General features: G+C 39.8%; 19 protein-coding genes and 1 pseudogene. 9 read left to right on the top strand and 11 right to left on the bottom strand.

Translation table 11 applies throughout. The features are described from left to right. The first annotated feature begins 48 nt into the window (after positions 1-48). Together MUN87_RS15480 and MUN87_RS15475 are read left to right on the top strand one after the other, a co-directional pair. A complete protein-coding gene (locus MUN87_RS15480) occupies positions 49-1,389 on the top strand; it encodes a PepSY-associated TM helix domain-containing protein (RefSeq protein WP_244741475.1) in 1,341 nt (446 codons plus the stop codon). A gap of 13 nt (positions 1,390-1,402) precedes the next feature. Then, the gene (locus MUN87_RS15475) at positions 1,403-1,873 is read left to right on the top strand and encodes a FixH family protein (RefSeq protein ID WP_244741473.1); all 471 of its coding nucleotides are present in this window, start codon (positions 1,403-1,405) and stop codon (positions 1,871-1,873) included. Positions 1,874-2,738: 865 nt separating this feature from the next. Here MUN87_RS15475 and MUN87_RS15470 read toward each other — a convergent pair. Then, positions 2,739-4,181 carry a glycoside hydrolase family 1 protein gene (locus MUN87_RS15470; protein ID WP_244741472.1) on the bottom strand — a complete coding sequence of 481 codons (1,443 nt, stop codon included), beginning with the start codon at positions 4,179-4,181 and terminating at the stop codon, positions 2,739-2,741. A 361-nt stretch (positions 4,182-4,542) separates the two neighbouring features. On the opposite strand from MUN87_RS15470, the gene MUN87_RS15465 reads away from it, so the two are divergent. Next, the gene (locus MUN87_RS15465) at positions 4,543-5,265 is read left to right on the top strand and encodes a MurR/RpiR family transcriptional regulator (RefSeq protein ID WP_244741470.1); all 723 of its coding nucleotides are present in this window, start codon (positions 4,543-4,545) and stop codon (positions 5,263-5,265) included. On the opposite strand, the gene MUN87_RS15460 is transcribed toward MUN87_RS15465, so the two are convergent. Next, positions 5,262-5,744, bottom strand: a complete 483-nt coding sequence (locus tag MUN87_RS15460; RefSeq protein WP_244741469.1) for a metal-dependent hydrolase — start codon at positions 5,742-5,744, stop codon at positions 5,262-5,264. The two genes, MUN87_RS15465 and MUN87_RS15460, sit on opposite strands and share 4 nt — an antisense overlap. A 684-nt stretch (positions 5,745-6,428) precedes the next feature. On the opposite strand from MUN87_RS15460, the gene MUN87_RS15455 reads away from it, so the two are divergent. Then, positions 6,429-6,953: an NfeD family membrane protein gene (locus MUN87_RS15455; protein WP_500796465.1), complete on the top strand. Its 525-nt coding sequence runs from the start codon at positions 6,429-6,431 to the stop codon at positions 6,951-6,953. Between the two features lie 15 nt (positions 6,954-6,968). Next, entirely contained in the window at positions 6,969-8,420 is a 1,452-nt protein-coding gene (gene floT, locus MUN87_RS15450; protein WP_244741466.1) for a flotillin lipid rafts scaffold protein FloT, read from the top strand. Between the two features lie 421 nt (positions 8,421-8,841). On the opposite strand, the gene MUN87_RS15445 is transcribed toward floT, so the two are convergent. From MUN87_RS15445 to MUN87_RS15430, 4 genes and pseudogenes are all read right to left on the bottom strand, one after another. Further along, positions 8,842-9,285: a DUF1801 domain-containing protein gene (locus tag MUN87_RS15445; RefSeq protein WP_244741464.1), complete on the bottom strand. Its 444-nt coding sequence runs from the start codon at positions 9,283-9,285 to the stop codon at positions 8,842-8,844. A gap of 67 nt (positions 9,286-9,352) precedes the next feature. After that, positions 9,353-10,297, bottom strand: a complete 945-nt coding sequence (locus MUN87_RS15440) for a formylglycine-generating enzyme family protein (RefSeq protein ID WP_244741462.1) — start codon at positions 10,295-10,297, stop codon at positions 9,353-9,355. Between the two features lie 39 nt (positions 10,298-10,336). After that, complete coding sequence (locus tag MUN87_RS15435) at positions 10,337-10,873, bottom strand: chromate transporter (RefSeq protein WP_244741460.1); 537 nt, start codon at positions 10,871-10,873, stop codon at positions 10,337-10,339. Between the two features lie 14 nt (positions 10,874-10,887). Continuing rightward, positions 10,888-11,396, bottom strand: a pseudogene (locus MUN87_RS15430) (chromate transporter). 233 nt (positions 11,397-11,629) lie between these two features. Between MUN87_RS15430 and MUN87_RS15425 the strand changes: the two are divergent. The 4 genes from MUN87_RS15425 (at position 11,630) to MUN87_RS15410 (ending at position 16,654) form a co-directional block, all read left to right on the top strand. Next, complete coding sequence (locus MUN87_RS15425; RefSeq protein ID WP_244741458.1) at positions 11,630-12,589, top strand: ABC transporter ATP-binding protein; 960 nt, start codon at positions 11,630-11,632, stop codon at positions 12,587-12,589. Continuing rightward, complete coding sequence (opuFB, locus tag MUN87_RS15420) at positions 12,582-14,105, top strand: osmoprotectant update ABC transporter permease/substrate-binding subunit OpuFB (RefSeq protein ID WP_244741456.1); 1,524 nt, start codon at positions 12,582-12,584, stop codon at positions 14,103-14,105. The genes MUN87_RS15425 and opuFB overlap by 8 nt, the downstream gene beginning before the upstream one ends. 691 nt (positions 14,106-14,796) lie before the next feature. After that, positions 14,797-15,216 carry a VOC family protein gene (locus MUN87_RS15415; protein WP_244741454.1) on the top strand — a complete coding sequence of 140 codons (420 nt, stop codon included), beginning with the start codon at positions 14,797-14,799 and terminating at the stop codon, positions 15,214-15,216. A gap of 22 nt (positions 15,217-15,238) precedes the next feature. Continuing rightward, positions 15,239-16,654, top strand: coding sequence for an amidase (locus MUN87_RS15410; RefSeq protein ID WP_244741453.1), 1,416 nt, complete (start codon positions 15,239-15,241; stop codon positions 16,652-16,654). Here MUN87_RS15410 and MUN87_RS15405 read toward each other — a convergent pair. The 5 genes from MUN87_RS15405 to MUN87_RS15385 form a co-directional block, all read right to left on the bottom strand. Continuing rightward, positions 16,647-17,528: a glycerophosphodiester phosphodiesterase family protein gene (locus MUN87_RS15405; protein ID WP_244741451.1), complete on the bottom strand. Its 882-nt coding sequence runs from the start codon at positions 17,526-17,528 to the stop codon at positions 16,647-16,649. The two genes, MUN87_RS15410 and MUN87_RS15405, sit on opposite strands and share 8 nt — an antisense overlap. A gap of 1,191 nt (positions 17,529-18,719) precedes the next feature. Then, positions 18,720-19,286: an LOG family protein gene (locus MUN87_RS15400; RefSeq protein WP_244741449.1), complete on the bottom strand. Its 567-nt coding sequence runs from the start codon at positions 19,284-19,286 to the stop codon at positions 18,720-18,722. A gap of 39 nt (positions 19,287-19,325) precedes the next feature. After that, positions 19,326-19,790 carry a hypothetical protein gene (locus MUN87_RS15395; protein ID WP_244741448.1) on the bottom strand — a complete coding sequence of 155 codons (465 nt, stop codon included), beginning with the start codon at positions 19,788-19,790 and terminating at the stop codon, positions 19,326-19,328. A gap of 266 nt (positions 19,791-20,056) precedes the next feature. Further along, on the bottom strand, positions 20,057-20,824 hold the full coding sequence (locus MUN87_RS15390) for a sporulation protein (RefSeq protein WP_244741446.1): 768 nt from the start codon (positions 20,822-20,824) through the stop codon (positions 20,057-20,059). A 975-nt stretch (positions 20,825-21,799) separates the two neighbouring features. Then, positions 21,800-22,243 (bottom strand): SgcJ/EcaC family oxidoreductase, encoded by a 444-nt coding sequence (locus MUN87_RS15385; protein WP_244741444.1) that lies wholly within the window; start codon positions 22,241-22,243, stop codon positions 21,800-21,802. Between the last annotated feature and the right edge of the window lie 163 nt (positions 22,244-22,406).

The following is a 22,406-nucleotide window of genomic DNA, read 5'->3' as shown; positions in this document are numbered from 1 at the left end:
ATTAATTTATTACAATACAAGTTGTTAAATCAACTAAAGGAGACAGCAATGAAAAATAAAAAATCATTATATAAAACAATCTGGAGATGGCACTTTTACGCTGGAATATTTATTGCTCCTTTTCTCTTTATCTTAGCTGTAACAGGTGGAATATATTTATTTAAACCACAAATCGAAGAAATCATGTATCAGGATTACTATCAAGTAGAAGTACAAGCAGACAAAACAACCCCACAGCAACAGGTGGATAATGTGATGGCAGAATATCCAGATGCAACAGTAACGAGCTATCGTCCTGGTGAGACAGATGACCGATCTGCTGAAGTAGGGATTTCACTGGACGGTTCATCTTATACGATATTTGTTGATCCGTACACCGCCAATATCGTTGGTGAATTAAATGATCAGCATCGGATTTTTGACCGCGTCGAAGAATTCCATGGAGAATTAATGCTTGGTACATGGGGAGATCGCATTGTCGAACTAGCTGCCTGCTGGATTATCATTCTGCTAGTGACCGGTTTGTTCATTTGGTTTCCGAGAAAAAAGAAACGAGCAAAGGGTACAATTATACCAAGATTAAATCAAAACAAACGCATTTTTTTCAGAGATATGCATGCCGTGACAGGATTTTGGCTATCACTAGCTATTTTGTTTCTCGTATTTTCGGGCTTATTCTGGTCAGGATTTCTTGGTACAAAAATTCAAAACACTGCAACCAATCTAGGAGTTGGCTATCCGCCTTCCATTTGGACTGGCAGTGCACCTGAATCAACAGTTTTAACCAAGGATATTGCTGATGTTGCCTGGCCCGCTGAATCAATGCCAGTACCAGAATCTACTGATCAACAAGGTTTTATCCCAGTGAGCATTAATGAAGTAGTCCATACTGCCAACGAAACAGGTGTTTATCCGACATATGAAGTGTTTTATCCAAGCACCCCAACTGGCGTTTACACGATATCAGCATTTCCACCGAAGGCTCAGGATGAAGTAACGATGCATATTGATCAGTATACCGGTGCTATATTAGCAGACTATCGATATGAACACTACAAACCTATTGGAAAATTAATAGCAACAGGAATCACGATTCATAAGGGATTAGAATTTGGCTTAACAAATCAGATCTTAGGTGCGTTAGTCTGTTTAGGTATCATTGCCATTGTCGTCAGCGGCATTATCATGTGGTGGAGACGCAAGCCGGATCAACACTTAGGTGCACCAATCGCGCCAAGCGTCCTATCATCAAAAGTGCTCATTGTGTTATTAATCATATTCAGCTTACTACTTCCGTTACTTGGGATTTCGGTTATTGTCATATTTTTACTAGACTGGCTCGTCATACGCAGAGTTCCAACTCTCAAACGGATTTTTCAAGTACAGTAAAGGAAGGTACAGGATGAAAAAAATAGTTATGATTACGTTACTAACCGCACTGCTTTCCGCATGCTCGGCTAATCAGCTTAACGACGATGCAGCCAAACAGTACCATACGGAGCAGCCATTAACAATTACGATCGATTCGCCAAGCAATATAGAAGCTAATACCGAAACACCTATTAATGTAACATTGCAACAGAACATCGCTCCTGCTGAAAATGTACAAAGCATTTCTGCAGAGGTTTGGATGCCACTTCAGCCTGAAGTTAAAAAAGAAGTAGCGCTGGCATTACAAGAGCCTGGCGTTTACCATATGGATTATACATTTGCAGAGGATGGCATCTATTATTTGCAGGTTCGTGCTGAATCGGAACAATCAGACATTATGCCGACAAAACGACTCATCGTCGGTGAATTGTCGGAAGAGGAACAAGCATTTCTAGACGGTCAAGATAAAGAAACCGAAGAGGATCACTCCTCTCATCACTAGTAAGTTTAGTGCTGTTTTCCCTTTTAAAAAGGAAGGCTTGAAGCGTATTAGCTTCAGGCTTTTTCTATGTACTGACAGATGATGTTTGGTGATGTTTATCAAGCACGCTTGAGGGTGCTCTTCTACATGCGTTGGATGAACTCTTTCTATTCCTTTAGCATGAAGATACACCAACTTCATGCGTTGGACGTTCTCTTACTACTTCTTACGCATGAAATTACCCCATCTTCATGCGTTGGGCATTCTCTTACCACTCCTTGCGCTTGAAGTTACCCCATCTTCATGCGTTCGGCGTTCTCTTACCTCTCCTTGCGCTTGAAGTTACCCCATCCTCATGGGTTCGGCGTTCTCTTACCTCTCCTTACGCTTGAAGTTACCTCATCTTCATGCGTTGGACGTTCTCTTGCATCACCCAACACATGAAGTCCATTGCTCTTCATGCATTGGAGACCTCATGTATCACTCTTTTTCCTGAAGTTCTCCATCTTCTTGCATTTGAAAACCTTTTACATCCACTTACTTGAAGTTCGTCACCATTTTCATGCGCCTATCAACTATTCTTGATAACTGGCAAACCAGATATGTCAGCAACTGCTAATAGCCAGGCATCCCATCTGATCCATACATCACACATATGAAAACCGGATATAACTCGTCGATCCTAATAGATGTAATTAATATAACAACCCCCATAATATGGACTACGTTAGCGTTGATACCATTTTGCAATACAGCCTTTGTTAACATAACCATGTTATAAGAACCAACCTTCCAATTCAGCCTGATTACTACTATGACTGTACTTATATACTTTGTTTGCTTATAAAAAAAGTTCAGCTCACCTTCATTGATGAGCTGAACTTTTTTATAACTCTTTCCCGTTGGTGTCGATGACTTTTTGATACCAATAGAAAGATTTTTTTCTGCTTCGTGCTAACGTTCCATTGCCTTCATCGTCTTTGTCAACATAAATAAAACCATATCGTTTGGACATTTCACCTGTAGAGGCACTAACTAAATCGATACAGCCCCAAGCGGTATATCCCATAAGGTCAACGCCGTCTTCAATCGCTTCCCCCATTGCCGCGATGTGGTCATGAAGGTATTCGATGCGATAATCATCGTTTACTGATCCATCTGCCTCAACTTTATCAACAGCTCCAAGTCCATTTTCGACGACAAACAACGGTACACGGTAGCGATCATATAGTTGATTTAATGCAATCCGTAAGCCTTCTGGGTCAATTTCCCAACCCCAGTCACTTGCTTTTAGGAATGGGTTCTTCACACCTTGCAGAATATTTCCCTGTGCTTTATCGTCTTCAGTTTTCGTAATTTTTTCTGTACGTGACATATAGTAACTGAAACCGATATAATCAACCGTATGCTCTTTGATCAGTTCTAAATCGCCTTCCTCTATCTTTAACTCGATATTATTTTCTTTGAAATAGCGGTTAATGAAAGCTGGATACTCACCTCGGACCTGTACATCCGCACAGAAATAATTAAATAATCTTTCCTCCGAAAGTGCATGCATCACATTGTTCGGATTGGCATCATACGCATAAACCGGTGCATAAAGAATCATACAGCCGATCTGTGCTTCCGGAATCAATTCATGACAAGCTTTTACTGCTAAACTGCTTGCCACGAATTGATGGTGATATGCCTGGAATGTTTTCTGATACTTGTCTTTTTCTTGTTGAATTGAGAAGCCAAGCCCCATGATCGGCATGATTAATCCACTGTTAATTTCATTAAACGTCATCCAATACTTCACTTTGTCTTTATAACGGTTAAGAATGGCATGGACATAACGTTCAAAGAAAGTGACTACTTCTCTGCTGCTCCAGCCACCATAGTTTTTCACTAAATTAACTGGCATCTCATAATGTGAAATCGTAACTACCGGTTCGATCTCATGCTTGCGCAATTCATCAAAGACCCTGTCATAGAAAGCTAACCCTTCCTCATTCGGTTCTGTTTCGTCACCATTCGGAAAGATTCTTGTCCAGGCAATCGACATGCGGAACACTTTAAAGCCCATTTCGGCAAATAATGCAATATCTTCTTTATATCGATGATAAAAATCTATTGCTTCGTGATTTGGATACGTATATTTATCGGTATCAATTTCAAACTGAAAGCCAGGTTCCTGCAGAATATTCAAACGACCTTTTCCACCTGGTAACACGTCTGCAATGTTCATCCCTTTGTTACCTTCATGAAAACCACCTTCAATTTGGTTAGCCGCCGTGGCTCCTCCCCACAAAAACCCTTCAGGAAATTGATATGTTTTATTCGCCATTTCATTACCTCCTCTTTTGCTGTTACTTGCATTATAGTTTGAAACAAATACCAGGTAAATATGAAGGAGAGCTTTAGTTGTATTTCACAGCTTTCGTGATTTGTTTCATAATAGTTACATGCTGTAACATCGACCATAGTATGCTACAATTTAAAAATAAGGCATAATACGCCGGTAGCTAGCTATATGTAAAATAGCTTAATGATAATGTTGAAATGATTGATGTGCTAAGATATCGCTCGGCCAACCACTTGGTGTACCACGGTGCATATTTCTAGTTCTTTGCTAAGTAAAAACTTAACTTGGATTCGTATTACACGTTTTGAATGTGATTGGCTTAGAGGAAAGGAGGCGGTCCAGCATGTTCACGCACGAGATGATTACATCTTTCAATGATTTAGAAATGAGTTTATATAATTATATTGTCAAAAACAGTGAAAAAGTAGGATATATGAGGATTCGGGAATTGGCAGATGAGACACACGTGTCGACTGCTACCATATTACGGTTTTGCCGCAAATTAGATTGTGATGGGTTTACTGAGTTTAAAGTAAAGCTGAAAATGAGCCTTGCTGAAGAAAAGAAAACAACTATCCGGCGTACACAGCATTCGATAACAGAGTTTTTTGAACGAACTTTAACAGGTGATCTTGAAGAAAAAATGGAAGAAGCCGCTGCATTAATTGAAAAAGCTGATAGTGTGATTTTCACTGGTATAGGAAGTTCCGGTATTCTTGCTGAATATGGTGCTAGATATTTTTCCAGCTTAGGGAAGTTTTCCATGTACATTAAAGACCCGCACTATCCCATTCATGCTAAATTTCGCGATAACAGTGTGGCCGTTGTGTTATCAGTATCAGGAGAGACACCTTTCACCATCACACAGGTTGATCAGCTCAAACAGGAAGGCAGTACAATTATTAGTATTACTAACCATAAACTGTCTACTATCGCAAAGCTGTCCGATTTAAACCTTGCTTATTACGTCACAGAGGAAACCTTCCAAAGTTCCAACATTACGACCCAGATTCCTGTTGTTTATATATTGGAATCGATCGCAAGAAAAATTTCCACACCTTTTTAAAATAAGGGTGTGGAAATAATATCTTTCCCATAATAAATGGTGACAATTGTTAACACTAATAAGACGACATGTTCCACCGCCCCACCAGTTCTTGTTGTTACAGGAAAACGAACCGTGATATTAACTGGATAGAATAACTTGATCCCGTTTTTCGTCATAGCATCCAATACAAAATGGCTTACCATTCCGGCCAGCACTCCCATGATTATCGATTGGTTGGTAATAAACATGGTGAGAACAAAACGCATAACCACTATAAATAATAAACTGTGGGTAAACGTACGGTGCCCAAAGATGCTATTTATAATCTTAGAGAGCAATGGAAACCTTCTCCCTATTTTACTTCCGCCATGGCATATGTCCGGAATCAGTCCACCAATGGCACCTGCTGCGATAAACAGCACAGGATCATATTCCGTATACGTCGCAACCACCGTTGCCGTCGCAATTCCTCCCATAAGATGTGTTTTCCCTGTCATTGCTGTCGTTTCTCCTTCTATCATCCAACTTTTTTTGCTTATCTATCATAACATGAATAACAGAATTAGAACATATGTTTCGATAAAAAACTAATCCTCGCAGCACTAATTGTAAGTAAATGCACAGCTAGTCATAATTCGGGTGATGTAATGCTAGCGTTGCGACCATTTGCAATTCAGCCTTAACATAAACCTTATTATAGGTGTGTATATTAATTGGTTAGTTAAGATCGGGTGGCTTTCGCGATTTTACTTATAAAGTAAGAAAGTATAAAATGATAAGTTGTCGTATCGCTTTCTAACATGAACGGCGATGTCCAGCTACAGCACCCAGAAACTAGGCGACTTCCTGCATCGCCCTACGATAAAGAAGACTTGCCGATTGGTGATAACCAGAGGCCTAGTCGCCCTTATGCCCTTGGGCGAAAGTCATCATCGGTTCACAAGCTCACCGTGATTCCTTTATCTCAGTTGATGCCGTCCAGTCGCTACGTTTCTAAACGGGCGCTTGCGCTTTTCTTAATTAGCAAAGCACAAAATATTATCAGAATAGTAATTCGGCACAGAGATAAATGGGAAGCGGCCGTTATTAAATACAAATTATTCAATATTAATGTAAAAAATGGGAACTTTTTACCGTTTTGATTCGTATATAAGAGTAGACATTCAACAGGAGGTGTACATATTGGAGTAATTGATATTTATTGGTGGTTGCTATGGGGAAGTCTAGGCTTTGCCGTCTTGTCTTTGTTTCTTGGAAATATTCTTGATGGCTTGTTAGAGAGTGTCTTTGATGGTTTAGGGGAATTTTTTAACCCTTTATTAGTATTTGGTACGCTGTCCGTCGTTTCTGGTGCGGGGGTGTTATTAACCAAATATTCCGCAATGCTTCCTGTCCTTGTGCTATTAATCAGCTTGTTGATTGGATTTGGAGCATATCTGCTTATCTATTACTTTTTGGTTATTCCTATGTCCAATGCAGAATCTTCTGCTTCCATTTCCGTACAGGATTTAGTGGGCGAGGTGGGTGAAGTAATTACATCGATCCCAGAGAAAGGAATGGGTGAAATTTTTATTTCAAGAGCAAATGGCAGCCGAAATGAAACAGCAGTCAGCTTTGATAACAAGGTGATTAAGCAAGGGCAACAGGTTGTAGTTGTAGAGGTGAAAGACCAAATTCTGTATGTATCAGAATTAGACGAAATGTAAAGAGGAGAGGATCAGATGGATATATTAATTGTAGTTGGTGTCGTTGTTGCTGTCATACTGGCATTCGCTATTCTTTTTGCGGCACGTTACAAAACAGTTGGTGCAGATGATGCGATGATCGTAACGGGTAGTTTTCTTGGAAGTAAGAATGTACATAAGACCGAGGATGGCGGAGGTATTAAGATTGTCCGTGGTGGCGGTGCATTTATTTTACCAATTTTTCAACAGAAGGAGAATATTAGTTTACGCTCTCATAGTTTAGATATTTCTACTCCTAATGTTTATACCGAGAATGGTGTACCCGTGATGGCGGATGGTACGGCGATTATTAAAGTTCAAAGTACAACAGAGGGTATTGCCACTGCCGGGGAGCAGTTTTTGGGTAAAGATAATTCTGAATTGCGTAAAGAAGCACAAGAGGTGCTGGAGGGTCATTTGCGTGCGATTCTTGGAACGATGACGGTAGAAGAGATCTACAAAAATCGGGAACGTTTCGCCCAGGAGGTTCAGACACAAGCTGCCGTTGATTTGAAGAAAATGGGGTTGCAGATTGTATCGTTTACGATTAAAGATGTTCAAGATGAAAATGGCTACCTTGAAGCGTTAGGTAAGCCGCGTATTGCAGAAGTGAAGCGTGATGCTCAGATCGCAGAAGCAAATGCGATGCGTGATGCCCGCATTCAAAAAGCACAGGCGGAACGTGAAAGTAAAAGTGCGGAGCTGCTCAGTGAGACGCAAATTGCGGAATCAACAAAAGAAAAAGAACTGAAAGTAGCCTCTTATAAGCGCGACCAGGACACGGCTCGAGCAGAAGCGGATATGGCCTATAAATTACAAGGTGCGAAATCAGAACAATTAGTCAAACAAGAAGAAATGCAGATTCAGCTTGTTGAGAAAAATAAACAAATTGAAATCGACGAAAAAGAAGTATTGCGGAAACAGCGTCAATATGAAGCGGAAATTTCTAAGAAAGCAGAAGCAGAACGTTATGCAACCGAACAAAAAGCAGAAGCGGATAAAGTCACGCGTGTCAAAAATGCAGAAGCAGAAGCAGAACAAATTCGTCTCGATGGTTTAGCGGAAGCAGATGCAATCCGTGAGAAAGGTCTTGCTGAAGCGGAAGCGAAAGAAAAACTGGCCGAAGCAATGGATAAATACGGGGAAGCAGCAATTCTTGAAATGATTATCAAGATGTTACCAGATTTCGCAGCAAAAATTGCCGAACCAGTTAGCTCTATTGATAAAGTAACGGTTGTTGATAGCGGAAATGGTGAAGGTGACGGTGCAACACGCATGAGTCAATACGTGACGAAATTAATGAGCCAGCTGCCAGAAACGTTAAAGGATGTTTCCGGCGTTGATTTAAAAGGAATGCTCGATAACGTAGCAACTAGCAGCGAGTCCAAAATAAAGCAGCAATTGGCAACACAAAAGGAAAGACCTGCATATAGCGAGTCAGACGAATAAAGTAAGACTTCAATCAGGGGGGTTTGACCCCTACTGATTGCTAGCGAAACGTACCAGGTAGTTATCGTCCGTTTATCCCCCACTTAGCTTCTTATTTATAAGCGAGGGTATTACGGACGGTTAGCGCCGTGATAAACATTCTAAAACCGATTGGTCCAAAGCAGACCAATCGGTTTTTATATTTATACGGCTGGAAAGCATAAATTGTAGATAGAAGATAAAAGTTTTGATAATACGGATAATGTAAAGTGCAACTGTATTATCCCAGCACACACAATATATCACAGTGGTCGCAGCGCTTACTTTACATAGTCCTTATTATAAGAACTAAACTTCAGCCCTCTCACTTTGAACTGCACTTATATAAGCTTGGCTGATGAGAAAAAAACCACACTCACATGAGCATGGGTTGTAACTTCCGTTATCTTACAGAATTTTTATAACGATTCATCCATTCCTCTACTGTTACTTTGGAAGCTAATTCCCCTATTAAATCATAGGGAATCTTTTTCGGGTTAGTAAATCGAATACAGCTTTTTCCCATATTTAATTTAGTCGACATATGCTTCGGGTATTCAGACTCAAACCAGGTCAGCAACTCATCATCTGCATAAATCCCCATATGATAAACCGCGATATGACGCTTTTGTGCTGCAATACTTAAAAAAGGAAGCGGGGTGTCTTTTTCACAATGATAACCGTCCGGAAAAGTAGCCAAGGGTACGACATAAGAAGGCATACCATATTGCATCTGAAAGGCAAACCCTTCCGGAATGTTCTCATCAATGGTCTGATATAACTTTATAAAGGCCTCATGCCACTTCTCGTCTTTATCTGCCAAGTATTCATCGATCATTTCAGACATTTTCATCACCTCGTATTGGTATATCCTTTACTATAACACAGACAGCTAAACATCAGCTTATTACATCTCACCTATCTTTCACACACCGAAAGCCAATATTTCCTGATGAGCTATCAGCCGTATTCGAACTTCTCGCTGCTACACGATATCTGTTACAGTACGAATGATGGCATAAATAAGAGCCACCTCTCATCACTTTGGATATATTACCATTGACATAATCCTTATCTAAATGACCAGCTCGATCTGTTGTAAATGTATCTGCACACCATTCCCACACATTCCCTGCCATATTAAACAACCCATAGTTGTTAGCCGGAAATGACTGGGCAGGAGCTGTACCTGTATAACCATCTTCTTTTGTATTGTGCTGAGGGAAGCTGCCTTGCCAAATATTACAGTAGTGCTCTCCGTTTGGCTGTAATTCATCCCCCCACGGATATCGTTTCTGGACCAAACCACCTCTCGCTGCATATTCCCACTCTTTTTCGGTAGGTAACCTCTTACCAGCCCACTTACAATACGCAAGTGCATCGTTCCACGAAACATGAATGACCGGATGGTCCATCCTATCGTCTATAGTAGAATCTTCACCAAATGGTTGATTCCAATAAGCACCTTCTACTGCAAACCACCATGGTGTACCTGGTACCTGTTGCAATTTTGCATTTGTATCTTTATCGATAAATTGATAAAAAACAAACGACCACCCATATTGCTCTGCCTCCGTACGGTAACCAGTGTCATTAATAAATGCTTTAAATTGTCTGTTAGTGACAGTGTGAATATCTATATAAAAAGGGGCTACCTTCACTTCTTGTACAGGCCCCTCACCATCTGTCTTAAAACCTTCCTCATCATTGGTTCCCATTAAATAGGAACCGCCCTCCAGCAAAACCATGCCTGTATGGTTCTGTTCGTTTTCTTTGATGCGCTGATTACTGGTTTGTTGTCCAACATTTATAGATGCTCTGCTAACCTGACAACAGCTTTTTGGCTTTTCTTGTTCCACCTTATCACTCCATTCCTTATAGTTTTTTTACTGTGAACGTTAGAATAATACCACTCCTGCCACACCAGACATTACAATAACCACGACAGGATGTATTTGCCACTTAATAAGTGATAGTAGTGCTAACACGAATATACAACATAAGCTGAGACTTTGCCATGATACACTGCTTATTAGTTGGTTACTTAGCGCAAACTTCAAGGCTGCATAAGCAATCAGGCCAGTAATGATCGGTCGCAATCCATAAAAGGCTGATTTTACGAACTTATGGTGATGAATCCTATAAAAAAAGGCAGATAGAAGTAGAATTATTAAAAAAGATGGAATAACCATACCTAAAGCAGCCATCAATGCACCAGGAATATTCGCTACATGATAACCAACAAAAATAGCACTGTTTGTTGCAATCGGTCCAGGCGACATCCCAGCAACTGCGATAACGTCAGTCAATTCTTGTGTGGACATCCAATGATGACTCGTTACCTCTGTTTCAATTAATGGCAGCATCGCATAGCCCCCACCGAATGAAACAAAGCCGATTAATAAAAACGTCCAAAATATTGTAATTAATTCCACACGAATCCCTCCAACTATTTCGCAGATTTATGAACCTTCTCTACATGCGGATGAAGGCCTAGACGCTTTTTTAGTTCTACAATAAGTAAGCCTGCAAAGATACCTGCAATAATGATCACTACAGGGTGAATCGGAAGCAGGAATAATAAAACGACCGTTATCACGGCAATCCCGATCGTTGTTTTATCATAAATTGCTGTTAAGCCGATCCGATAGGCAGCAAAAGCAATTAATGCGACAATAGCAGGTCTGATCCCCATAAACGCATCCGCAACCAATGCATTATCTTTAACCAAACCAAACACCATACTTAATGCCACGACAATTAGAAAGGTAGGAAGCAAAATTCCAATCATAGCAACTAGCGCCCCATTACTCCAGCTATGCGAAAACCGACAAATGTAGCAACATTAATGGCAATCGCCCCCGGAACGGACTGAGCGAGTGCAAGAATTTCCGATAGATCTTTTGCTTCCACCCATTTTTTTCGCTCGATAATTTCTTTTTCAATCAACGGGATCATGGCATAACCTCCTCCGAATGTCATCGGACTAATCTTAACGAAGGTCACAAACAATGAAACAAGCGTTTTTCCATTCATCACACCACTCCGTTTTTACTAGTGTTCTTTTATCATAACATACTTTCACCCATTATGGTTAAAAGTATTTAATTTTTCTTATGATTGCGTTTATTCATTTAGGGTAAAAGTATGCATAGACGATTTATTATTTTTTTCAAAAAGGAGTTACGGCAATGATTACATTTCATGAGGTAAGCAAACAATTTCCCGATGGTACAACAGCTGTTAACCGAATTAATTTTACGGTTACGAACGGGGAATTCTTTGTTTTAATCGGGCCAAGCGGCTGTGGAAAAACGACTACTCTAAAGATGATGAACAGACTTATCCCCTTGTCTGAAGGAAACATTCTTATTGATGATAAAGAAATAAACAAATACAACATTCACGAACTAAGATGGAATATTGGCTATGTCTTACAGCAGATTGCTCTTTTTCCGCATATGACAATTGCAGAGAATATCGCCGTTGTCCCCGAATTAAAACAGTGGTCACAAGAGGCGATTACCAAACGCGTGGACGAGCTGCTGAATATGGTAGGGCTTGATTCTGATACCTATCGAAACCGCAAACCTCATGAACTTTCAGGCGGCGAGCAGCAACGTGTTGGGGTAATCCGGGCCTTAGCAGCTGATCCTGACATTATTTTGATGGACGAACCATTCAGCGCCTTAGATCCGATCAGTCGGGAAAAATTACAAGATGATATGATTCTATTACAAAAAAAGATAAACAAAACTATCGTGTTTGTTACCCACGACATGCAAGAAGCGATTAAGTTAGCGGATCGAGTCTGTTTAATGAAGGATGGCGAAATTGTTCAAATCGGTACACCTGAGCAATTACTATCTAATCCTGCCAACGATTTTGTCCGTAACTTTGTCGGTACCAGCAACAAGATTGGTGCAGATTTTCAATTACAACAAATCATGCAGCCCATGTCTTCGATCACACATGATGCTGCACATACCATCGATATCTCAGCTAGGCTGGATCAAGTATTAGATGAACTAAACAACCATCCCGAATTATTTGTTACCTCAGCCGGCAACATAAAAGGAAAGATAGATCGACAGATGATGATCCAGTATCTTTCGACTTCGGTGAAGGAAGGCAGGGAATCGCATGTCTAATTTCATTAATGTCTTCACTGAAAGACAAGATCAGTTATGGCAAGCGCTATTTGAACATATCCAGATTTCTTTCATAGCGTTACTTTTCGCGGTACTTATTTCGATACCATTAGGGATCTATTTAACGAAGAAGGGTAAAATCGCAGAACCAATTATCGGCATTGCCGCTGTTCTGCAGACGATTCCATCTCTGGCATTATTAGGTTTATTTATTCCATTGTTTGGTATCGGTAAATTCCCAGCAATTATTGCTTTAATCCTTTATGCACTGTTACCCATATTACGGAATACGTATACCGGAATTCGCGAGGTCGATCCTTCATTGATTGAAGCGGCTACAGCGATGGGAATGAATACTTCCAAACGTTTACTAAAAGTAGAATTACCGTTAGCAATGCCTGTCATTATGGCTGGTATTCGCACGTCGATGGTATTGATTGTAGGGACCGCTACACTCGCAGCATTAATTGGTGCAGGTGGTTTAGGGGATATTATTTTACTGGGAATTGACCGGAATAATACATCTTTGATTGTATTAGGAGCAATTCCAGCTGCATTATTGGCCATTTTATTTGATATTTTATTACGTAAAATGGAGACATTCTCCTTTAAACAATCCTTACTTACGATCACTATTATTCTGTTAATTTCGGTGCTTTTTATTTTGACACCATTATTACTGAAGTCCAATAATGACACAGTTGTTATTGGAGGTAAATTAGGAACAGAACCTGAAATACTTATTAACATGTATCAATTATTAATCGAAGAACAATCGGATATCGAAGTAGAATTAGAACCTGGTTTAGGTAAGACATCCTTTTTATATAATGCTTTAAAAACAAGTTCCATTGATATTTATCCTGAATTCACCGGAACCGCATTAACGCAATTTCTGAAGGAACAAGCGAACAGCAATAAAAAAGAAGAGGTCTATCAACAGGCAAAACAAGGTTTAAAAGAAAAATTTGATCTGGTGATGCTTTCACCTATGCAATACAATAACACGTATGCATTGGCCGTTCCTGAAGAATTTGCCAACAATTATAACCTTGAAGCTATCTCTGATCTGCATTCGGTAGAAGGTGAGATAAAGGCTGGTTTCACTTTAGAGTTCTCGGATCGCGAGGATGGCTATCTCGGTATCCAGGATCTATATAATCTTTCTTTTTCAAATTTAAAAACGATGGAACCACAGCTTCGTTATGCTGCCGTTGAAGAAGGAGACATCAATTTAATTGATGCCTATTCCACCGATAGTGAATTAAAAAGATATAACTTAAAAGTATTAGAAGATGATAAACAGCTATTCCCACCATACCAAGGGGCACCTTTATTAAGACAGGAAACATTAGATGAACACCCTGAATTAGCGAACATTCTCAATCAGCTAGCGGGTAAAATTACCGATGACCAGATGAGAGACATGAATTATCAAGTTGCCGTCGAAGGTAAAAGTGCACAAGAAGTTGCCAGAGAATATTTAGAAAATGAAGGATTATTACCTGCAGAATAACATGGTAAGTTAGGAAGTTTTTCTTACCTCACACTTATGAAGAACTTCAGGCGATTGCTCTCATGGAGGGGCTTTTATTCCGCCTGAAGTTTTTTATTTGGTTAATTTCTGCATTTGCCTCCGATTGAAGTTAAACTGCTTTAATGCGTCTTACCGCTATTATCATCAACCGCTTTGGGTTTGCAGTTGTTCTGACTTCAGATGTTTTTTCCTTTTTACAACGTTCTTATGCTTGAAGATGCACTAACTTCAAGCGTTCATCCCCTTTCACAACATCGTTTCGCTTGAAGGTGCACTAACTTCAGCCGTCATCTCTTTTTACTACATCCTTTCGCTTGAAGATGCACTAACTTCAAGCGTTCATCCCTTTTCACAACATCCTTTCGCCTGAAAGTGCACTAACTTCAGGCATTCATCCCTTTTTACTACATTCTTTCGCTTGAAGATGCACTAACTTCAGGTGTTCATCCCTTTTTACAACATCCTTTCGCCTGAAGATGCACTAACTTCAGGTGTTCATCCCTTTTTACAACACCCTTTCGCCTGAAGATGCACTAACTTCAGGTGTTCATCCCTTTTTACAACATCCTTTCGACCGAAGTTAACCTATTTTATTGCTCCCGATAAAACCAGCTTTTTTCATCCGAAAGCCTATCCCATGTTACAATAACAGCAGAAAGAGGTGAGCGTATTGAACAAAATATTCGATCATATGGGAGTAGCCGTTAGAGACTTAGAAAGTTCGATTTCGTTTTATTTACATACATTGGGAGGTAGATTAATTGACCGCTATCGAAGTGAGGCAAAGGGAGTCGAAAGTGAAATAGCTATAATCGACGTTAATGGAACGCGAACGGAATTATTAATGCCGACCAACAACTCAACCTCCCCGATTGCCCGATTTATTAAACAAAAAGGCAAGGGAGTTCATCACATTGCCTACAAAGTCGATAATCTGGATGAAGCTATTAAAGACTTGAAGCGGCAAGGAATACGAGTAATGGAAGACACCAGAAGAATCAACAAGCATGGCCGAAGACTGATTTACTTAAATCCCGCAGATACAGAAGGAACTATTATCGAGTATTGTGATTATCCACACAATCAATAAAAGATGAAAGGAGTACGCACGAATGATAAACACTAATGAAATTCTTGATTTAGATGCATTAGGTCAAAAAGGGTTACTCGACCGCAAACAGATCTCACCGTTAGAACTGACCGATTTTTATATTAACCGGATTCAGGCACATAATCCTTCCTTAAATGCGGTCGTAACCGAAACATTTGAGCAAGCCCGAAAGAATGCCAAAGACATCGACCATACTGACAGTGCAGTTGCAGGTCTTCCCTTTCTAATAAAAGATTTAAATGCTGTAAAAGGCGTGAGATTTACGCATGGTTCCAGACTTTTAAAGGATTTTGTCGCTCCGGGAGATGATGAATATACGAAGCGCTATCAACGTGCTGGACTTATTTCATTAGGTAAAACAAACACACCAGAATTTGGACTATTACCTACAACAGAACCGGAACTTTTCGGTCCAGCAAAGAACCCGTGGGATCATTCACTTTCACCCGGTGGATCAAGTGGTGGCTCCGCAGCAGCAATAGCAGCAGGGCTTATACCTTTCGCGCATGCGAACGACGGTGGCGGATCGATTCGAATACCCGCTTCCGCTTGTGGACTCTTTGGGTTAAAACCAAGTAGAGGAAGGTTACCATATTCACCTTATGTTAATCATTTGGCGATCAACCATGCATTGACACGATCTGTCCGAGACAGCGCAGCATTATTAGATGTTATCAAGGGCGGAGATAAGCAATCACTTTATCCGACATACTCTAACCATGCATCCTTTTTAGAAAGCATTAAACAGCCGCCACGCAAACTAAAAATAGCGGTAGGCTATCAAACAGAAGGCCTTTCATTTGATGAAGCTACCAAGCAAAATATCGAGAATACGACCCAATTGCTGAAAGAGCTGGGGCACGAGGTACACCATGTAATGCCAGAACTGGATTATTCACGATTAACACATCACTTTATTAATATCTGGCTTGCAACTGGATCTGTCACTATTCAACATCTTGCCAATATGGTCCAGCAAGAACCGACACAAACCAACTTAGAGCCATTGTCTTATCAGATATTGCAATTTGGCCAACAGCTGACAGCATTTGAATACGAGGAATCGCGGGTAATTCTTCAAATGGAAGCACAAAAGCTTTTATCGTTCTTTGACACTTATGATATATGGATGACGCCCACATTAAATCAGCTTCCTGTCCAACTCGGCGCCTTGTCGCAAGAAGGTACAGCCTATCAAATCATGCTTAAGAACATGACTGATTACAATCCATATATGCCTTTGGCAAACGCAACCGGTCAGCCGGCGATGAGTGTACCTACCAATTTTACTAAAAAAGAAATTCCGATTGGCACGCATTTTCTAGGGCGTCCTGGAGAAGAAGCCACGCTCCTACAACTGGCAACACAGCTAGAAAAAGAAAACCCTTGGTTCCATCGTTATGCCAAATTTAATTGAATGGGCGAAGTACGTTCATACGATTTTCTTTTATATGATATAACCTGTCGGGGTAGTCGGTAAAAATACCGTCTATCCCCCATTCAATCAACCGTTTCATATCCGCCTCATCATTTACTGTATACGTATGAACCAGTAAGCCATTCCCATGAAGATGTCTGATTAAACGTTGATTCAATTTCTGATAGGGCAATCCTACTCCAACCGCATATTTTCGTATTTTCTTGTAATTAGCGAACAGCATTTTATTTTTGCCCAGCAATTGAATCAAAGGTATCGTAGGATATTGTTCATAGACTTGCTGCAGTACTTTACTGTCAAAAGACTGCAAAATCACTGCCTCTTCCTCTATTAGCTGATAGGCTTCTAACGTCTGTAATAACTGACCGGCTGAAGCAGCATTCTTAATTTCAATATAATATTTCGTGCTTGTCCCAAAGTAATCGAGAATATCGGTTAACTTAGGAACGCTCACTTGTTGATAACGCGGATCTGAGTGATTAGGATAGGCTTCATTAAACCATGAGCCTGCATCCAATTTATTGATTTCTTCATATGTCATCTCCTGAATAAAACCTTCTCCATCAGTTGTCCTGGCGATATCGTCATCGTGCATAGCTACTAATTCCCCATCTGAAGTCATATGAACATCGATTTCTAAAAAATCAGCTTCCATTTCATCTGCTATTTGATAGGCAATCATCGTATGTTCTGGAGCATATCCTGACGCACCACGATGTGCAATATTTAAGACGTCTGATCCCACTTTTTGCGGTTCTAATGCTTCACTCGTCATATTTGATTCAAACATATAATGTAAACATAGTACGGCTAATGCCAAGATTCCCATCAACCAACCATTCTGTTTCTTCAAACCACATTCCTCCGTCTACCATATCTTCAAACAAAGAAAGGTATAAGCACTATTTTTTCTCATCAGTGGTGAAAACTTCTACATAAAACATATGAATATCTTACAGACTATATGCAGGAAATCAACGGAACCTTTATGCGGGAGAACATACAATGAAAAGAATATAAAAAAAGAGCCTATTACAAAAGAATCATAACAAGTAGCCTTAAAACTATATATTATAAAAATCTAAGAAAAACCGGCCATAACCCGCTCGGTCCTAATTGACTTAATTAATAAATAACCCCCATAATATGGATTATGTCAACTGGAACTGTCTAACATGGAGTTAATTATGATATTTTTCATCTGCTTAGCAATGCTCTGTAAATTGGCTCCGCGTCCTGTGGTCACGGCTTCAGCTAGGCTACTGCTTGAACAGCATCTTTGCTGGCTGCCTTGTGCCGAGGAAGCCCACTTCGAAGCAATGCTTGTAGACACAGGCACAAATGAAGTGGATCTTCAGCTCGCGCTGATTCCACAGGAGTCTTCGCCTATTTCCTACTTTTCAGGGAAGTGCTACATCATATGGAACAGCTAAAAGCAGTGGATCTAGGCATTATGTTATTCATTCAATTGCTGTTATATATACAGTGATCAATATGCTATCACTTACAAAAGTTGTAGAGTCCACATCCTAGCTTAGGCCAACCACGTAGACTCCCGCGGGATTATGCAGGCGCTGAAGATCCACTTTGTGAAGCGCCCTTCTTCACAAAGTTAGCTTCAGCCGTTCCCCGCAGGACGCGGAGTGGTTGGACGGAGCGGTATCCCAGCACATGAATCATTTCAAAATTACCACTAAGCATAAAGCGGCTAGTTGACATAATCCATATTATAGGAACCTATCTCCCTATTCAGCATAATTACTTCTACGACTGTACTTTTATACTTTCCCTTTGCTTAAAAAAAGACCAAAAGCGGTTTTACAAGAGAGAAACTAGCATATTTTTGAGGGTTATGTACTTACGAGAGGAATAAGCTAAACTATTAAAATTATAGCCATTTCAATTTCTTTTGGTGATAGAATGCCACACAACACATTTGAAACATACAACTTATTGAGGCGGTCGTACTATCTGTAACTGTCACTATTCTGATCCCTGGCAGCATTCTATTAGGCTGCTTCATCCGAGGTAAATCCCGCTAATATCAGCCCCACCTGTTGATTGGTGCTGGAGGATTGTTTTTTAATCGATCAAGGAGTTGCGCTGGCTCTGATTCTAATATTATTAACTCTCTAAAAACTGGTTTCACAAACCCTTGCTCTATCATATGGTCAAACAATGTTATCACTGGATCATAATAATGATTAATATTCATCAAAGCACACGGTTTCTGATGGTAGCCTATTTGCTGCCAGGTAAACACTTCAAACCATTCTTCCAACGTTCCTGTCCCTCCCGGAAGAGCAATAAAGCCATCAGCAAGTTCAGCCATCATCGCTTTGCGTTCATGCATCGTTTTCACAATATGTAATTCTGTTAATTTCTCATGAGCAATTTCATAGTTCATTAATTTTTCCGGAATAACACCTATTGCATTACCCCCGGCTTCCAACACGCCATTTGCAACCGCTCCCACACAACCTGTGTTTGAACCGCCATACACTAAACCAATACCATTCTTTGCTAATGCATTTCCAAGTTTATGAGCTTCTTCTATGTAAATTGGATCTACTCCATTACTTGCTCCACAAAAAACTGCTACCGTCTTCATATCGTATTCACTCACCTATTTCTAATTTGTTTATTTCTACTAGAAGCTAATCTCTAATACATCTTTCATATCCTCCAATAGCTCCTGATGATGTGCCACGGAAATTAACGGATAACTATCCGTGCTTTTTGCATCATAACTGAACAATATGGTACCATCCTCTAAAAACTGAAAGGCATAATCACCACGTTGGTTCTTTATTTTATCGTCTCCGTAAAAACCAAACATATAATAATTGTCCTGATCTTCCAGTATCTTAATTAATTCTTCGTTATCAATTTGCTCTGCTTTTAATCCGTCTAGCATTGTTAAGATCTCTTTTATTTTCTTATCGTCTTCAATTGGCTTTGAGAGCTTTTTAGAAGTGAAATTATTTTCCACTTTTTGGACGAATAAGGTATTTGCAAAGTCTTTATTTTTAAATTCAACCGTTTTTTCGTTCCAAGAACAGGCTGATAATATGCATAAAAGTATGATAACTAGTAATACAAATACCTTTTTCAATCTTTCTTTCACTCCTTCCTTTAACCAATTGATTTTCTTGATAATAAGACGTACCTACTGATCATTTAGTTACTAATTTAATAGAAAAATCGCGCTTATTTTCATGACCTTTGAAGCAAATTATGTTACGAACAAGCATAAAAAGAAAGACTTTGTACCCAACACCCATTATACCTTTTACTGGTAGACTATTCAAAATATAACAAATACTCCACTAAAGGGTGAAGGCATGCCACACAAAACTACTACTGCCTTCACCTTATCTGTTACGAACTGTACTGGGTAATAATATTCCTTAATCGTTCAGCTATAAAGCCAGTGCCCTGCTCAAGATCTTGCTTCGTAAATGGTACACGTACTTTTGATTCGTCGATATCTAATGCTTCTGCAAATAACCCTCCTAAACCTTTCGCAGCCCGGTCAACTTCGATCACCAATTCAACCCCATTTTCTGATACAGTCGTAAAAACTACTTCTAGTTCATCTAAATCACCCCGGAATTCTGTTACCGGTCTAAATTCAAACTCCTGTAAATAACCATAACGTTTGGAAAATTCCATATTGACTTTACGTAATTCAAATTGCATCTCATGCGTAATAGCATCTAAAACATTACTCATTCCTTGATGTGGCGATACATCTAAATAGTCTCTGTCTTCTGGATCAATCGCCTGTGGTATATCTAAACCGGTTTGAACCCATACTCTTGTACGATTAATAGTCGGAGGTGTTTTGACTGGTAAAGAAAAAGAAAAAGGCAATTCCATACCTTCCTCTTCGTGAATGGTAAAGGAATCCTCAATCACATGACGATGCAAGATAACATTCTCATAATACTTTTCATCATCACCACGCTCACGTAACGCTTCTGTCATTACAAACAAATTAATACGATCGATTTGCTGCTCGGTTCGACCACCTTTAATGACTACTTTCCCATGCAGATCCTCTCCAGCCTGCAGACTCTCATTCGTGATGATCGTATCTACTTCAGCACTTCCAATTCCAGCACTTGCTAATAATTTTTTAAACATCAACAAAACCCTCCGCCTTTACGTAATTTATTTCGCTTCTTAAATAAATACGAATAGTAGGATGCATTCGTTTCAGTTTTCACCGTTTTTTAAACTAAATGTAATATACTTTACAACTTTTATTTACATTCATGATTTCCTAACTTGTAAGAAAAACCGGGGATATCCTACCCGGTCCTATTTTATTTAATTTTTATGTAACTACCTATAATATGGATTATGTCAACTAACCGCTTTATGCTTAGTTGTAATTTTGAAATGATTCATGCGCTGGGATACCGCTTCGGCCAACCACTCCGCGTCCTGCGGGGCACGGCTGAAGCTAACTTTGTGAAGAAGATCGCTTCACAAAGTGGATCTTCAGCGCCTGCATAATCCCGTGGGAGTCTCCGTGGTTGGCCTACGCTAAAATTGGGACTCTACAATTTTTGTAAGAGCTAGCATATTGATCGCATGCATATATAATAGCTATTGAAAAATGTCTAGAACCACTGCTTTTTGCTGTTCCATGCGTTGTAGCACTTCCCTTAAGCGTAGGAAATAGGCGGAGACTCCTCATGCCTCAGCGCGAACTGAAGATCCACTTGGTCTGTGCCTGTGTCTTCTAGTATCGCTTCGAGGTAAGCTTCCTCGGCACAAGGCAGCACAGATGTTATTTCAAGTAGTAGCCTTGCAGACCGCCGTGCCCACAGGACGCGGATCCTATTTCCGGAGCTTTGCAACGCAGATAAAATATTTCAATACGACCGTTTTGCCATATAGCCTTAGTTTACATAATCCATATTATAGGAACCTATCTTCCTATTCAGCATGATTACTTCTACGACTGTACTTATATACTTTCTTTGCTTAATAAAAAAACAAGGATTGGCATAATCCTTGTTCTTTTAAGTTACTTCCACGCCTTATTTTAAAATTCCCTTTAAATGAACGACCAAACTCTTATTTAAAAATATACAGGAACTCTTTTTTCAATCAATCTAATTGCTTTCTCAATTCATCCGTCATTTGTTCGACTAACTCCGGACGTCCATGGATTTGTGCGGGTGTATTTTGAAACAGTTTTATTTTCCACTGCCCCTCCTCTTTCACTGCTAATAATGACTGATGTGCATTCAATTCAGACTTAATATCTTTATCTCCAACCGGAACCATACCAGCTATGGTGCGTAACAGTGCCGTGTTATCATCAAGTAGTTCTGCTGTTTTTATTACATAGACATATGGAGCCGTCGGATGATCTCTAAATATCGGAGCGACGTGATCATAAATTCGCTCTTTGCTACGCTCCTGGCTGCCATCAAATCCGATGATTTCACCCTTATTTGCAAATAATGCAGCGAAATCTTCCGCGTTCCGTTTATTCCATGCTTGAATCAACTGATCGTATAATGATTCTACTTTTTTATGCTCTGCCATGAAAATCCTCCTTGATTATCTTTAATAAAAGCATAATTCATTTTTGTTTTGTCTACAATCGTAATCACTTGCTGCCGAAAAATCGACAGTGTCCAGTTTAACTATCACAAGTATTTAGCTTCCTTCAGTTTACACAAGCAGCATAGTGTTCATTTTGATATGG

This window comes from Gracilibacillus salinarum (genome assembly GCF_022919575.1).
Classification (GTDB): Bacteria; Bacillota; Bacilli; order Bacillales; family Amphibacillaceae; genus Gracilibacillus; species Gracilibacillus salinarum.
Note: the sequence above shows the minus strand (reverse complement) of the source record. Positions and strands in the feature narration are given on the sequence as shown.

Coding starts and splice junctions, on each gene's coding strand:
- MUN87_RS15480 (WP_244741475.1), top strand. CDS start 49: ATGAAAAATAAAAAATCATTATATAAAACAATCTGGAGATGGCACTTT.
- MUN87_RS15475 (WP_244741473.1), top strand. CDS start 1,403: ATGAAAAAAATAGTTATGATTACGTTACTAACCGCACTGCTTTCCGCA.
- MUN87_RS15470 (WP_244741472.1), bottom strand. CDS start 4,181: ATGGCGAATAAAACATATCAATTTCCTGAAGGGTTTTTGTGGGGAGGA.
- MUN87_RS15465 (WP_244741470.1), top strand. CDS start 4,543: ATGTTCACGCACGAGATGATTACATCTTTCAATGATTTAGAAATGAGT.
- MUN87_RS15460 (WP_244741469.1), bottom strand. CDS start 5,744: ATGACAGGGAAAACACATCTTATGGGAGGAATTGCGACGGCAACGGTG.
- floT (WP_244741466.1), top strand. CDS start 6,969: ATGGATATATTAATTGTAGTTGGTGTCGTTGTTGCTGTCATACTGGCA.
- MUN87_RS15445 (WP_244741464.1), bottom strand. CDS start 9,285: ATGTCTGAAATGATCGATGAATACTTGGCAGATAAAGACGAGAAGTGG.
- MUN87_RS15425 (WP_244741458.1), top strand. CDS start 11,630: ATGATTACATTTCATGAGGTAAGCAAACAATTTCCCGATGGTACAACA.
- opuFB (WP_244741456.1), top strand. CDS start 12,582: ATGTCTAATTTCATTAATGTCTTCACTGAAAGACAAGATCAGTTATGG.
- MUN87_RS15410 (WP_244741453.1), top strand. CDS start 15,239: ATGATAAACACTAATGAAATTCTTGATTTAGATGCATTAGGTCAAAAA.
- MUN87_RS15400 (WP_244741449.1), bottom strand. CDS start 19,286: ATGAAGACGGTAGCAGTTTTTTGTGGAGCAAGTAATGGAGTAGATCCA.
- MUN87_RS15390 (WP_244741446.1), bottom strand. CDS start 20,824: ATGTTTAAAAAATTATTAGCAAGTGCTGGAATTGGAAGTGCTGAAGTA.
- MUN87_RS15385 (WP_244741444.1), bottom strand. CDS start 22,243: ATGGCAGAGCATAAAAAAGTAGAATCATTATACGATCAGTTGATTCAA.